At 65.9% G+C, this 13,309-nt stretch carries 15 protein-coding genes; 10 read left to right on the top strand and 5 right to left on the bottom strand.

Going from position 1 to position 13,309, the window contains the following annotated elements; all coding sequences use genetic code 11:
- The first annotated feature begins 4 nt into the window (after positions 1–4).
- The 3 genes from AC1MFL_RS11380 (at position 5) to AC1MFL_RS11370 (ending at position 3,218) form a co-directional block, all read left to right on the top strand.
- On the top strand, positions 5–1,201 hold the full coding sequence (locus tag AC1MFL_RS11380) for an acetyl-CoA C-acetyltransferase (protein WP_479809815.1): 1,197 nt from the start codon (positions 5–7) through the stop codon (positions 1,199–1,201).
- A complete protein-coding gene (locus AC1MFL_RS11375) occupies positions 1,198–2,787 on the top strand; it encodes a long-chain-fatty-acid--CoA ligase (RefSeq protein ID WP_479809813.1) in 1,590 nt (529 codons plus the stop codon). The genes AC1MFL_RS11380 and AC1MFL_RS11375 overlap by 4 nt, the downstream gene beginning before the upstream one ends.
- Before the next feature lie 134 nt (positions 2,788–2,921).
- A complete protein-coding gene (locus tag AC1MFL_RS11370; protein ID WP_479809811.1) occupies positions 2,922–3,218 on the top strand; it encodes a hypothetical protein in 297 nt (98 codons plus the stop codon).
- Positions 3,219–3,260: 42 nt separating this feature from the next.
- On the opposite strand, the gene AC1MFL_RS11365 is transcribed toward AC1MFL_RS11370, so the two are convergent.
- Positions 3,261–4,166, bottom strand: coding sequence for a GOLPH3/VPS74 family protein (locus AC1MFL_RS11365; RefSeq protein ID WP_479809810.1), 906 nt, complete (start codon positions 4,164–4,166; stop codon positions 3,261–3,263).
- A gap of 196 nt (positions 4,167–4,362) precedes the next feature.
- On the opposite strand from AC1MFL_RS11365, the gene AC1MFL_RS11360 reads away from it, so the two are divergent.
- Positions 4,363–5,280 carry a DMT family transporter gene (locus AC1MFL_RS11360; protein ID WP_479809808.1) on the top strand — a complete coding sequence of 306 codons (918 nt, stop codon included), beginning with the start codon at positions 4,363–4,365 and terminating at the stop codon, positions 5,278–5,280.
- Between the two features lie 30 nt (positions 5,281–5,310).
- Here the strand turns inward: AC1MFL_RS11360 and AC1MFL_RS11355 are convergent, their stop codons facing one another.
- Entirely contained in the window at positions 5,311–5,655 is a 345-nt protein-coding gene (locus AC1MFL_RS11355) for a cupin domain-containing protein (protein ID WP_479809806.1), read from the bottom strand.
- Positions 5,656–5,811: 156 nt separating this feature from the next.
- A complete protein-coding gene (locus AC1MFL_RS11350; protein WP_479809804.1) occupies positions 5,812–6,678 on the bottom strand; it encodes a phosphotransferase family protein in 867 nt (288 codons plus the stop codon).
- A 113-nt stretch (positions 6,679–6,791) separates the two neighbouring features.
- Here AC1MFL_RS11350 and AC1MFL_RS11345 point away from each other — a divergent pair, with 113 nt between their 5' ends.
- On the top strand, positions 6,792–7,685 hold the full coding sequence (locus tag AC1MFL_RS11345) for an alpha/beta fold hydrolase (RefSeq protein WP_479809802.1): 894 nt from the start codon (positions 6,792–6,794) through the stop codon (positions 7,683–7,685).
- Between the two features lie 54 nt (positions 7,686–7,739).
- Here AC1MFL_RS11345 and AC1MFL_RS11340 read toward each other — a convergent pair whose 3' ends face one another.
- Complete coding sequence (locus AC1MFL_RS11340) at positions 7,740–8,282, bottom strand: ArsR/SmtB family transcription factor (protein ID WP_479809800.1); 543 nt, start codon at positions 8,280–8,282, stop codon at positions 7,740–7,742.
- 74 nt (positions 8,283–8,356) lie between these two features.
- On the opposite strand from AC1MFL_RS11340, the gene AC1MFL_RS11335 reads away from it, so the two are divergent.
- The 5 genes from AC1MFL_RS11335 to AC1MFL_RS11315 all read left to right on the top strand — a co-directional run bounded on the left by AC1MFL_RS11335 (position 8,357) and on the right by AC1MFL_RS11315 (position 11,797).
- The gene (locus AC1MFL_RS11335) at positions 8,357–9,607 is read left to right on the top strand and encodes an MFS transporter (protein ID WP_479809798.1); all 1,251 of its coding nucleotides are present in this window, start codon (positions 8,357–8,359) and stop codon (positions 9,605–9,607) included.
- 173 nt (positions 9,608–9,780) lie between these two features.
- Positions 9,781–10,041, top strand: coding sequence for a hypothetical protein (locus tag AC1MFL_RS11330; RefSeq protein ID WP_479809796.1), 261 nt, complete (start codon positions 9,781–9,783; stop codon positions 10,039–10,041).
- 125 nt (positions 10,042–10,166) lie between these two features.
- Positions 10,167–10,751 (top strand): histidine phosphatase family protein, encoded by a 585-nt coding sequence (locus AC1MFL_RS11325; RefSeq protein WP_479809794.1) that lies wholly within the window; start codon positions 10,167–10,169, stop codon positions 10,749–10,751.
- 126 nt (positions 10,752–10,877) lie between these two features.
- Positions 10,878–11,042: a hypothetical protein gene (locus tag AC1MFL_RS11320; protein WP_479809792.1), complete on the top strand. Its 165-nt coding sequence runs from the start codon at positions 10,878–10,880 to the stop codon at positions 11,040–11,042.
- Positions 11,043–11,197: 155 nt separating this feature from the next.
- Positions 11,198–11,797, top strand: a complete 600-nt coding sequence (locus AC1MFL_RS11315; RefSeq protein ID WP_479809791.1) for a PadR family transcriptional regulator — start codon at positions 11,198–11,200, stop codon at positions 11,795–11,797.
- Positions 11,798–11,850: 53 nt separating this feature from the next.
- Here AC1MFL_RS11315 and gad read toward each other — a convergent pair whose 3' ends face one another.
- Positions 11,851–13,230: a glutamate decarboxylase gene (gene gad, locus AC1MFL_RS11310; RefSeq protein WP_479809789.1), complete on the bottom strand. Its 1,380-nt coding sequence runs from the start codon at positions 13,228–13,230 to the stop codon at positions 11,851–11,853.
- Positions 13,231–13,309 lie beyond the last annotated feature (79 nt).

Here is a 13,309-nt window from a genome sequence, read left to right as displayed (position 1 = left end):
TCTCTTGAACCAGAATGCCAATATCCCCGTCATCCTCGGCGGCGCCCGGACACCCTTCGGACGCTTCCGCGGCGGCCTCACGCCCTTCTCCTCCACCGAACTGGGCGCCCACGCCATCCGCGCCGCGCTGGACCGCGCCGGCGTCTCCCCCGAACAGATTGATGCCGTCATCGTCGGCCAGGTCATCCAGGCCGGGGCAGGACAAGGCCCCGCGCGGCAGGCCAGCCTGGCCGCCGGAATCGGCTGGGACGTGCCCACCGTGACCATCAACAAGCTCTGCCTCTCCGGCCTGACCGCCGTGATTGACGCAGCCCGGATGATCCGCGCCGGGGAAGCCGACTTCATCGTTGCGGCCGGCCAGGAATCCATGACCAACGCACCACACCTGGTTCCCGGCCTCCGGGCCGGCGTCGTCATCGGGGACGCTCCGATGCTGGACTCGCTGAACCGGGACGGGCTGCAGGATCCGGTCAGCGGCCAGCTGATGGGCGAGGCCACGGATGCCGGGAACGCCGAACGCGGCATCGCCCGGGCCGGGCAGGACGCCGTCGCAGCCCGGTCCCACCAGCGGGCCGAAGCGGCACGCGCAGCCGGCGTGTACGCCGAGGAAATCGCCCCGATCGACGTTCCCCAGCGCAAGGGGCCCGCGCTGACGCTCGAGCACGACGAGGGTATCCGCCCGGGGACCACCGCCGAATCCCTGGCACAGCTCCGTCCCGCGTTCTCAAAGGACGCCACGGCGACCATTACCGCAGGGTCCTCCTCCCCGCTCTCCGATGGTGCCGCGGCCCTGGTGATCGCCAGCAAAGCGGCAGCCGAAGCGGCGGGGCTCGAATGGATCGCCGAAATCGGTGCCCACGGCCAGACTGCGGGACCCGACGGGTCGCTGCATTCCCAACCCGCCCGCGCCATTGAACTCGCCCTCAAGCGGGAGGGCCTCACCGCGCAGGACCTTGATCTCGTCGAGATCAACGAAGCCTTCGCGTCCGTGCTCATCCAGTCCGCCAAGGACCTGGGCATCGAGCCGGAGGACATCAACGCCGAGGGTGGCGCCATCGCCCTCGGGCATCCGGTAGGGGCTTCGGGCGCGCGCCTGGTCCTGCACCAGGCCCTGGCGCTGAAGCGCCGGGGCGGAGGCACCGGCGTCGTCGCGCTCTGCGGCGGCGGCGGCCAGGGCGACGCCCTGATCCTGAAGGCATGACCATCCCTACGAAGAAGCAGGCCATGAATACCAACAATCCCGAAGAGGGCTTCGGAACCATCTCCGTCGCAGCCATCCTGGCCGAGTCCGCTCGAAGGACCCCGGACCGCACCGCGCTGATTGTCGGTGAGGAGGAAACCAGCTACGGCGACCTCTGGCGTGAGACCCGCGCCTACGCCGGGGCACTGCGGGCCCGCGGGATCGGCCCCGGCGATGCCGTTGCCGTGCTGATCCCCAATGTTGCGGACTTCGCCCGCGTCTATTTCGCGGTCCTGTCGCTGGGCGCCATTGTGGTTCCGGTGCACGCCCTGCTCAAGGCACGCGAAATCGAATACGTGCTCCAGGACAGCGGCGCCACGATGCTGATCTGCGCCGCTCCGCTCCTGAAGGAAGGCGCTGCCGGTGCCGCCGCAACCGGGACCGACCTCCTGACTGTGATGGCGCCCGACGACGGCGGGCTGCCGCGGCTCGAAGCCGAGGCCGCCGCGGCCGAGCCAATCCGCACGTACGTCCCGTGCCGACCCTCGGACACAGCCACCATCCTCTACACCTCCGGCACCACCGGCAAGCCCAAGGGCGCCCTCGGCACCCACTTCGCCCTGGTGGAACAGACGTCCGTCATTCTGACGTCCGTCATGGACTTCCAGCCGGGCGACGTCCTCTTCGGCGGGCTGCCGCTCTTCCACACCTTCGGCCAGACGGTCGTTCTCAACGCGGGGCTGCGGGCGGGCGCCACCATCGTCATGATGCCCCGCTTCAGCGGCGAGGGTGCCCTGCAGTTGATGGCGCGGCACAACGTCAACATCTTCCTCGGGGTGCCCACCATGTATGTGGCGCTCATCGAGGCGGCCAAGGCCACCGATGTCCGCCCGGCGGCCCTCCGCTACGGCATCTCCGGCGGTGCGTCCCTCCCGCTGGCCGTGATGGACAAGTTCCGCGATGCCTTCGGGGTGGAAATCCATGAGGGCTACGGCCTGACCGAAACCTCCCCGGTTGCCGCATTCAACCACGTCGGCACCCCGCCGCGGCCCGGCACCATCGGGGTCGCCATTTGGGGCGTCGACATCGAAATTGCCCGCGCCGAAACGGTCGAGAGCATCGAGCTGCTGCCCCCGGGCGAGCTGGGCGAGCTTGTCATCCGCGGACACCTGCTGATGAAGGGCTACCTCAACCGCCCGGAGGCCACGGCCGAGGCGATCGTCGACGGCTGGTTCCGCACCGGGGACCTCGGCACTAAGGACGACGACGGCTACCTGAGAATCGTTGACCGCAAAAAGGACATGATCATCCGGAACGGCTACAACGTTTACCCCCGCGAGGTCGAGGAAATCCTGCTGACCCACCCGGAGGTGGTCAGCGCCGCCGTCTACGGAATCCCGCACGACGTCCACGGCCAGGAGGTTGCGGCCGCGATCGTGCTCGACGCGGGAGCCACCGCCACCGCGGCGGAGCTGATGGAATTCGCCAGCGCCCAGCTCGCCGCGTACAAGTATCCGCGCGTCATCAGGCTGCTCTCGGAGCTCCCCCTCGGGCCCAGCGGCAAAATCCTCAAGCGAAACCTGGCCACCGAGCCCGTCGGATCCTGAAGGCCGGCGCCGACCCGCCCCCTACCGAATCGCCGGACGGAAGCTTAGGGTCGAAGCAGCTATCGGAGATTTACGCTCCGCTGCTGGCGTTGGACGCGCGTCCGATCCCCGTTGCGGGTGCATGGGTGCCGTATATGGTGCGGGCCGCATTCGTGCTTCTTGCCGTGGCCGCGGTTCTGGGGTACAGGGTGGCGGCCCGCACCGGGGCGCCGCGGGTTGAGACTCTCGTTGTCCTGGCCGCGGCTGTCTTCGCCGGCGCCAACGCTCTTCGGCCAGTCCCGATGGATGGGGAGCCGCAGCCGATCGCTTTGTTCAGTCTCATCAACGGTGCCACCTCACCGTTCACCCTTGCACTGATCGGAGCAGTCATCGCCGACCTGATCTCCGTCCGCCGCCGAAACCGGCTACGCCCGGGTGAATCCGCTACCTGACCGTGCGCCCCTTCCGTCCCCGGGACGGGTTTTCGGGTGCCATCAAAGGGTTGCTGCCTCTTCCTGCGCCAGTCTGATCATTCGCAGTTCGTCCTCCACTGCGCGGGTAGGCCAGTAATCCTTCGCCAGCTCCCCCGCCCGGGTCCGATCCGCTGCCGGGAACAGCTTGCCGAACAGCCCGGCGGCATGGAGCAGGGCGATCAGCGCCGTGGTCCGGGCATCGGACGCCGTGGAAACCGGAGCCTTGGCATCCGGTGTCTTGGCGTCAGGCGACTGGGCCCCAGGAGCAGCGGCATCAGAGGCCTTGGCCTCAGGTGCAGCGGTAGTAGACGCCTGGGCCTCAGACTTCTCGGGTTCCGACGGCGCACCGCTGAGTGCTGCTTCGAGCTTTTGAAGGAGCGCAGCCTTCGGGCCGTGATCCTTCTCCGGGTACCGCGTGGACTTGAACAGACCAAGGTGTTTTTCGCCAACAGGTTCCACGATGCCCCGTGCCGCCATCCCCTCGTAGACACGCTGCACTTCGGCACGGCCTTCCAGCATGGAGACCCACCGTTTGGGAGTGTGGGGCCGCGATTTGCCACGGATGAGTTCCAGCTCGCGCTGGAACTCCGTCGGCGGGGCAGCGCCGGTGGCCCTGACGTGCTTGCCCTGCAGCGCGACCGCACCAAGCAGCTCCAACTCGGCCAGTATTGCCCCTGCCAAAGTGGTCCTGAGGGCGAAAACCGGCACTTCCGGAGTGCCGTCTTTGTCGTTCGTTGCCAACAGCAGGAAAGCCTGGGGAAGGCTCAGTTCCGCCGCCTGAGTTGTTTCAGCATCCATACGATCATGGTGGCCCAGTTGCGCCGCAACCACAACGGCTCCCGACATGCTCTCCGGGCAGGCGCCCATGATCCTGTTCTCCCGCACCAGGCGCCCCTCGTCCTCCAGATCGCCGGGGGACCAGGTCACGGCACGGACCCTGGCAGGGCATGCAGTACTTCGCCAGCATGTTCAGCAGGGACGCGAGCCTTCACCACATCAGCAACGACCGGTACGGCAGCCGGGAAGTGGACCACCGCCCGGGATGTCCTGGAGCAGCACCGGCAGGAGGGCTGACGGGCAAGCACGGTCAGGTACACCCGGCCAGGTTCGGTAAGGTCAGGTCATGATCGAATCTGCGGCCGTGCCGGCGCTGGCGTCCTATCACTGGCTTGGCATCCCGATCGCCGCCGCCGGGGCGGTCCTGCTCGCGCTTGGAACACTCCTCCAGCACAAAAGCATCGAAGACCAGGGTGCGGTACCCGGGCGGGCCGCCGGAAGCATGGGTGGAGGACGCCTGCAGGCCCTCCTGCGGAAACCAGTATGGCTGGGAGGGACAGCCATGCTCGGTGTGGCGATTCTCCTGCAGCTGACAAGCCTGAGGTTCTCCCCCCTGATCGTCGTGCAGCCCATCGGCGCGATCGCCTTGGTGGTAACCACGTTGGCCACCGCCCGGACCACCCGCAGGTCCCCGGGCCGCCGGGCACTGGCAGCCGTTGCTTTGTGTGTAGGCGGAGTAGGGGTGTTCGTGGCCATCGCCGCCGTGTCCGCTCAGGACGTTGAGATCAGCGACCGGCACCTCATCACGATTCTGGCCCTCCTGGGCATCGTCCTCGCGGCAATTGGCACCGGTTTCGGTCTCTGGCGGCACCGGTGGGGCGCCATCGTCTTTACTTCCGGCGCCGGGATCCTGTTCGGGTTCGTCGCGGCCCTGGCCAAGACCGTCATCGCCAGGTTGTTCGAGGGCGACTTCGAATGGCTCTCTTTGGCTTGCCTGGCGGGGCTGGTCATTGCCGCACTGTCCGGAACGTTCCTGGTCCAGAACGCGCACACCCGGGGCTCACCCGAACTCGTCGTCGCCGGGCTGACAGTCATCGATCCCCTCGTAGCCGTAACCATCGGCATCATCATCCTCGGAGAAGCCGACACCGCCCCGCTGCCGGCACTCGTCGCATTCATCCTGGCTGGCTCGACGGCGGTCGCCGGAGTGATCCTCCTGGCCACAGTGAAAAGGTCACGGGCCGCAACGCCGGCCCTGGGGTGACGGATCTGGTGACGCCGCCTGTACTCCTTCTTACTCTTGCCGGACTATGTCGACCGAGATCTCCAACGCCGGAACCGTTCCTCTGTTCTCAAGCCAGTGGGTGGTGTCCCGGTCCTCCGGCCAGCCCACCCCCGGCCCATAGTCCGTCGCGACTCCGTTCCGGTGGTCGGTGATCGTCCCTTGCAGGATGTAGACGATGCCCGGGCGGTCTTTATGGTCGTGGATCGGGCCGTAGACGCCTCCCGGCTCGATGGTAACCATGCGCATTCGAAGCTGGCGCCCTGCCATGCCCTCGATCTCAGGGCCAAGGTCAACCGTGGAAAGTAGCTCCGCGGTAACTCCTTTGGTTTCAGGTTTCGCGTGGTCGCTGCTCATCGTGCTCTCCTCTGTGTACTTCCAGGGGCTACGTTCGACGTTCAAGCCTGGGCGAGCTGATGTCCGGATTGAACCGTCCGATTTCAAGTCATGAAACCATACATTCCTGCAGGCTGCGAGGGGCTTTTGGGGAATAGACAGGGATGGCGCGGAGACTCACCAGGATGCCTGATGTGGATCCTGGAGGGTGCCGGCGTCAAACCGCGTCTGGAAGTTCGAGAGCGCGAAGTCCCTGAGCTTCCTGTCGTTGATCAGGTCGGCAGCGGCGGCAACCTGCAGCGGCAGTGAAGCCCGGTGGACTCTGGCCCTGGCGATCGTTTCCGTGTCCGCGATGTCAGCGACGCGGGCGGACCCGAAAGTCCCGATGAGGGGTGCGAGGTCAAGGGCTGGATCCCCAATGCAGGCGTTGTCGAAGTCAATGACTGCGGACAGTTCAGCTCCCTTCCACATGATGTTGTGCAGGCCGAAGTCGCCGTGCACGAGTGAGGGCTCAACCCCTGCTTCCTCTGCCAACACCCTCGTGACAGTCCGAGTGGCAGCGGTTCTTGCGGCTCTGCCTAAGGGCTGGATGATCCGGTCGACGACGGCGGCCCACTGCTGCCCTCCGCACCATTGCCTGACCGGCCGGAGCGCACCGCCAGGAATGGCAGCTTCCCGGAGCCCGCTCAGCAGAAAGTCCAGCGGCCCTCTGGCTTCCTCCCAGGAGAGGTCAGCGCGATGTTCGCCGGGGACGAGGCTGCACAGCTGTGCAGACCATGACCGCGCCGAAAGCGGTTGGGACAAGGCCACCGGGATACGGAAAGGCAGATGGAGACCTTCCAATGCCGTGAGGTTACGGTGCTCGCCCTGTGTCCGGGCCGCGTGGCCGGCTCCGCGCGATAGGCGCACTACGGCAGACGCGCCGAGAACGGCAACCTGGTGGAAGGCTCCGTGCCCGAACGCGGCTGCATTCCACTGCAGATCCGGCCAAGCCTTTTCGATGGCCGGCCAGACGGAGGAAGCATCGGTATGGCGAGCAGTCACAACCGCCAGTCTCTCAGGGCTCAAGTGCCGCGAATGGTTTTGACAGGAAGGCCGGCGGGCGCGTCCCTCGGCAGGTTCTGAGGCCACCGCGTCGGCGGGGCCAGAATGGCAGTATGAGCTTTACATCCTTCGGCCGCATCGAAACCCCCGTCCTGGATATCGGATACGAGTCCGCGGGCGATCCGGGCGGCACCCCGGTCATCCTCCTGCACGGGTTCCCTTACGACGTCCGGGCCTTCGACGACGTCGCTCCGATCCTCGCCGGCCAGGGCGCCTTCGTGCTCGCGCCGTACCTTCGCGGCTTCGGTCCGACTCGTTTCCTCGATCACACGACGATCCGCTCCGGTCAACAAGCTGCCCTTGGGCAGGATCTCCTCGACTTCATGGATGCCCTCAACATAGAGCAGGCAGTCGTTGCGGGCTACGACTGGGGCGGCCGGGCGGCGTGCATCGTGGCGGCACTGGAGCCCGGACGCGTCACCGGGCTCGTCTCGGCAGGCGGCTACAACATGCACAACCTCGCACGCTCCGGCGAGCCTGCAGTCCCGGAATGGGAGCGAAGCTACTGGTACCAGTACTACTTCCACTCGGAGCGGGGGCGGCGCGGGCTGGAACAAAACCGTGACGAACTGTGCGAGCTGCTGTGGCGCACCTGGTCACCCGGCTGGGGCGGCGCGCAGCAGGCGTTTTCCGCCAGCTCCCCGAGCCTGCACAACCCGGACTTCGTCGACGTCGTCATCCACTCCTACCGCCACCGGTACGGACTGGCCGACGGCGACCCGCGGTACCAGCGGCTCGAGGACCTGATCGCCCGGGAGCCGCGGATCACCGTCCCCACGGTGGTGCTCGAAAGCGGGGACGACGGCGTCGGCGGCCCCGCGGCGACGGCAGGCCGAAACCACTTCAGCGGCCCCTACAGCCAAAGCGTCCTGCCGGGCATTGGACACAACGTTCCGCAGGAGAATCCGGACGCGTTCACACAGGCCGTGCTGAGTCTGTTCGACTAGGTGCTTCGCCGCGGTCCGCTGACAGGTGCCGGTGCCGGTGCCGGTGCCGGTGACCTAGTCTGGCGACCGGTGAAGGACAAAGATGCCGCCGTATGCGGGCTGGTCCGATCGCTGCCCGTCACTGTCGGTGTATTCGCTCAGCACAGCGTAGATGCGCGTGGTGAGGTCCTCAGCCTCTGCCTCGGAGAGGTGCAGCACGAAGCGTGAGAGGCTGGCGAGCGCATCCGGTCCTGCTTCGGTCAGTTCTTCCCGGAACGCCTCGACCGGTGCCAGCGGACCGCCCGGACCGGCTTCACGCAGTGCGGTGTCCAGATTCCAGGACCGCCCCGTGGAACGGTACGGCTTCTCCAGCGCACCACTCTCGCCCGTGCGGACCTCTGCGGGTTCCAGGAATCCGGTCGAGAGCAATTGCCGCACGTGATAGAGCATCGTCCCCGGATCCTGGCCCAGCCGGTCGGCGAGCTGCTTGTTGGTCAGTTCGTGGAGCCCGCACAGGCGCAGGATCCGCAGGCGCAGCGGATGGGCCAGCGCCTTAACTTCGCGGGCACTTGCGGCGGGCTTCTTCCCGTCCGCGCTGGTCTGTTCTGCGTCCGTCATGTACTCATCCTACAAACCGATGTACTGGATTCAACCCCCTTGAATTTTCTCAATCAATGGGGAATTGTTCAGCTATGACTGGTCCCGTTGTGCAGGTGGAAGAACGCGGCCGTGCGCCGCTGGGTGCGTCCTACTGGAAGCTGTGGACCTCATCCGGGCTGTCCAACCTCGCGGACGGCGTCTTCAAGATCGCGCTGCCGCTGCTGGCGATTCAGCTCACCCAGTCGCCCACGCTGGTTGCCGGGCTGAGCGTTGCAGCGACGCTTCCCTGGCTTCTCTTCGCCCTGACTGCCGGAGCCCTGGCCGACCGTCTGGACCGGCGCAAGCTCATGTTGTGGGCCAACCTCAGCCGCGCGATGCTGCCCGCCTTGCTGGTCGCCGTCATCCTGCTGGATTTCGGCACCATTTGGGCTTTGTACGTTGTCGCCCTGATGGTGGGCGTGGCGGAAACGCTCTACGACACCTCCGCGCAGTCGATCCTGCCCCAGGTGGTGCACCGGGATCAGCTCTCGCGCGCCAACGGCCGCCTCTACGCCGTCGAACTCACCGCCAACCAGTTCGTGGGCCCGCCGCTGGGCGGGTTGCTGGTGGCCGTCAGCGTCACTGCGGGACTCGCCGTACCGGCGGCACTGTGGCTCGCGGCCGTTGGTGGCCTGCTCCTGGTTCCGGGAGTTTTTCGCACAGAGCGGGAGCAGAAGACAACGCTGCGGTTCGACATCGGCGAGGGCTTGCGGTTCCTCTGGAACCAGAAGATCCTCCGGACGCTGGCCGTGATGACCGGGGTGTTCAACTTCGCATCCAGCGCGGCATTTGCAGTCCTGGTGCTGTTTGCCGTGGGCCCGGCTTCAGAAATGAAGCTGTCCGAAGTGGGGTTCGGCGTGCTTTTGACGGCCTCCGCGCTCGGCGCCTTCGTTGGCTCCTTCATTTCCGAATGGGCGGAGGCCCGGCTGGGCCGGTCGAAGTCCCTGGCGCTCACGGTCTTCGGGAGCGCGATGCTGGTGGGTGCGCCCGCCATGACCAATAACCCGCATGTTCTAGGCCCCATCCTCTTTGTGGGCGGCATGCTGATCATGCTGTGGAACGTCATCACCGTGTCCCTGCGCCAGCGCATTGCTCCCAACCGCTTGCTGGGGAGAGTCAACAGCGCCTACCGCCTGCTGGCGTGGGGCACGATGCCGCTCGGCGCAGCAGCGGGCGGTCTGCTGGCCCAATGGCTGGGCCTGCAGGCCATGTTCGGCATCATGGGGGTGCTGACCCTCGCACTGCTCGGGATGATGCCGATCCTCACGGACAAGGCGATCGCCGCGGCCGATGTCGCATCCTAAGTTGCCCTGGCGGTTCCGGCTTCCGCGTGGCCGTTGCGAGGGGTCAAACGGTCGACCTTTCCCCCGCTACCGCTGCATTCGAGGCCGTGGTACGTTCAGCGTGATCAGGATGTCCGAACGGGCCCCCTATCCAGCCCGGCTCCTGGCGCAACCCCAGAAAGCAGAGGCGAACGATGCCAACTTTAATGATCTTCCACGAGGTCGATGACGTTGAGCACTGGCTCAGTTCAACAAAAAGGCAAGACGTCTTCGGCCCCCTCGGCATCACGGTTCGAACGTTCATCGACCCGGCCAAGAACCACCGTGTGGGCCTGATCGTCGAAGTCCCAGACATGGAAACTTTCCAGCGAGTCATGGCATCCGAAGAGGCGGCCGAAGCGATGAAATTCGACGGCGTCCGTCCGGAAACACTCCTGACACTGGTCGAGCCTTAGGCACCCCCAGGCACGGCCCTGGTTCCGGCTGCAGGGATGCCCCCCGGCGGAGTACCGGCCGTCCGGGGCGGCGCATGGGACCACGTAAGAACGCCGCCACCGGGATCCAGTGGAGAATGGAACGCATGACCCTCACGTCGTTCGCCCTTGTCCGCCATGGCCAGACGGACTGGAACGCTCAGCGGCGGCTGCAGGGATCCACCGACATTCCACTGAACGACGTCGGCCGCGGCCAGTCGCGCGACGCCGTCGCCGTCCTGTCCGGCTACGAGTGGGACGCGATTGTGTCGTCGCCGCTGAGCCGCGCCGCGGAAACCGCCGACCTCATTGCGGCAGGACTGGGACTCGGACTCGTCCGCCGGGTACCGGAGCTCACCGAACGCAGCTTTGGACCCGCCGAGGGCTTGCAGGACGGCCCCGAACTGGACGCGCTGCGCATCCCCGACGGATTCCGTGGCGCAGAAAGCGTGGATGATGCAGCCCGCCGCGGGCTGGCCGCTCTCGAAGCTCTCGCCGAGGAGTTCTGTGGCCGCCGCGTCCTGGTGGTCGCCCACGGCTCGCTTATCCGTGTGAGCCTCAGCCGTGCTATCGGCCGCACCCTGCACAGCATCGACAACACCGCGCTCAACCTGGCCCATCACCATTCCGTTGACGGCTGGCAGCTCGAATACTTCAACGGCGAGCGCATTGTCGCTGGCATTCCGGGCTAATCCGCACCGTCCCTAGGTCCGGGACCACCCGCTCCCTTGCACAGCCGGAGCACAGGTCTACCTAAGCCCCCAACAACTCCCCCGCTGGAGAGTGGTTATTGGAACAACCACCCCAAGGAGGACCCGATGATCATCTACCGCCCCATCGCCCCGCTCACCGCCGGTAGCACCGGGCTCAAGTCGGCTTTGGTCGCCATGGCCCTAACCGCTGCGCTCGGCACCACGTGGCAGGCGTCCAATGAATCGTCAGCAGCATCGGACGCCGCCGCGGAAACAGCGCCGAACGAATAGCCCGACAGCTCACCGAACCGACAGGGCTTCCCTGGGCAAGTCACCAGGCAGCGGGAAAACCCTTGATTAGCGACAGTTACCGACATATCGTTAACTATCGCCGATAGTCGGCGCCCATTATGAAGATCCAGACGAAGAGGAAGGACGATGCCGTTATGAAAGACGACGATAAATGCACCGACCAAGGGCCCGCGCTGGGACGCTTTGGGCGCAGCAGGAGCCGCCGCGGACCCCACGGGCACGGCGGCTTTGGGCCGGGCCGCGGGTTTGGGCCAGAATTCGGCCCGGGCTTTGGCCCCGGATTTGGCCCTGGCGGTTCGCGCCGGGCCAACAGGGGCGATGTCCGTTCGGCAATACTTTCCCTCCTCGCGGAATCACCTTCCAACGGCTACGGCCTGATCAAGACAATCGATGAAAAGACCTCCGGGGCCTGGCGCCCGAGTCCGGGCTCCGTGTACCCGACGCTGCAACAGCTCGTTGATGAAGGACTCATCGAACCGGTAGGTGACAGCCGGCGCACTGAGTTCGTGCTCACCGATGCGGGCAGGGCTTACGTGGCCGATCACGCAGAGGAGCTGGGGAACGCGTGGAACGTCGACCCTCAGGGATCCGGCCCGGCGTTCCACCAGAGCGTAGGAAAACTGATGGGGGTCATCCACCAGTTCCGCTTTTCGGCCACCGAGGAACAGCGAAAGGCCGCGATGGAAAAAATCGATGAAACGCGCCGCGCGCTCTACCTCATCCTCGCCGAATGACACTGCCGGCCTCGACCGGATCTACCGCCAAGCCGGGGAGCATTTGAACTGCGTCAATGGCCGGGTCCGGTAACGATCTTGTTCCGTTCGGATTCGTGCGCGCCGCCCTTCTTCGCCAGCGTGGCGCACGCCTCTTCAATGTCTCGGGCGAGCGTGTCGACGTGCTCGCGGCTCATCGTTTGCTTGACCAGGGCCCGCATGATTGTCACGTTTTGGGCGTTCGGCGGGAGGGTGTATGCCGGCACCATCCAGCCGCGCTCGGCCGAGAGCTGCCAGGCGATGTCGAACTCGTTGTATCCGGTGTCGGCGGAGAGCCGGAAGGCGACCAGAGGAAGTTGCTCCTCGGCGGCACCGATGATCTCGAACCGGCCCATCGCGTCCAGCTTCTCGGCGAGGACGCGGGCGTTGGTCTGCATGTTCCGCATGATGTAGGTGTAGCCGGCACGGCCATAGCGCACGAGGTTGTAGTACTGGGCGATAACCATCGCCGAACCGGTGGAGAAGTTCAGGGTGAAGGTCGAGTCGGTCTTGCCAAGGTAGTTCTCCTCGAAGACGAGGTCCTTGGCCAGGTCGGCCTTCTCCCGGAAGATCAGCCATCCGATGCCGGGATAGACCAGCCCGAACTTGTGCCCGGAGACATTGATCGAGCGGACCTGTTCGAGCCGGAAATCCCACTCGGAGTCCGGGTAGAGGAAGGGCCAGACAAACCCCCCGCTGGCCCCGTCGACGTGCAATGGCACATCAAGGCCTTGCTCGTGCTTGATCCGTAGGAGCATGTCGTTGATGCCGGCGATGTCGTCTTTGTGGCCGGTAAACGTCGTACCCAGCACGGCTGCGACGCCGATGGTGTTCTCATCGACATGGGCCTGCACGTCGTCCGGGCCGATCGTGTACTTCCCGGGCTTCAGCGGCACGATCCGTGGTTCGACGTCGAAGTAGCGGCAGAACTTCTCCCACACGACATGCACGTCGCCGCCGAACACCAGGTTCGGGCTCGACGTCGACGCGCCGGCGGCCTCGCGACGCTTCCGCCAGTTCCACTTCAGGGACAGAGCGCCCAGCATGATCGCCTCGGACGATCCCTGGGTCCGGGCTCCCGTCGTCTCGCCCGGCGCGTGGAAGAGGTCGGCGAGCATCCGAATGCAGCGCTGCTCGATCTCGGCCGTGCGGGGATATTCGGCGTGGTCGATAAAATTGCGGTGCAGGTTCGCGGCGATGATCTGCTGGGCCTGCGGCTCCATCCATGTGGTCACGAAGGTCGCCAAGTTCCGGGCGGGATCACCCTCCAGCGCCAGGTCCTCTGCCACCAGCCGCAAAGCGTCCTGGGCAGGAATGCCGGTCTCCGGGAACTCCCGGCTGGGTACCTCCTGGGTGACGAATCGGTTGCCAAACAGGGCCACGTCGGCATCCGCCGGCTGGAAATTTAGTGACATCACTTCTCCTTCAGAGGCTGTTGATCAGGCGTTACGGACGTGTCGGTGGGTTCCGGACTCAACATCAGAATCGCGCCGG

The sequence above is a fragment of the Arthrobacter sp. BG3 genome (genome assembly GCF_056680185.1).
This window is presented reverse-complemented; position numbering and strand designations above follow the sequence as displayed.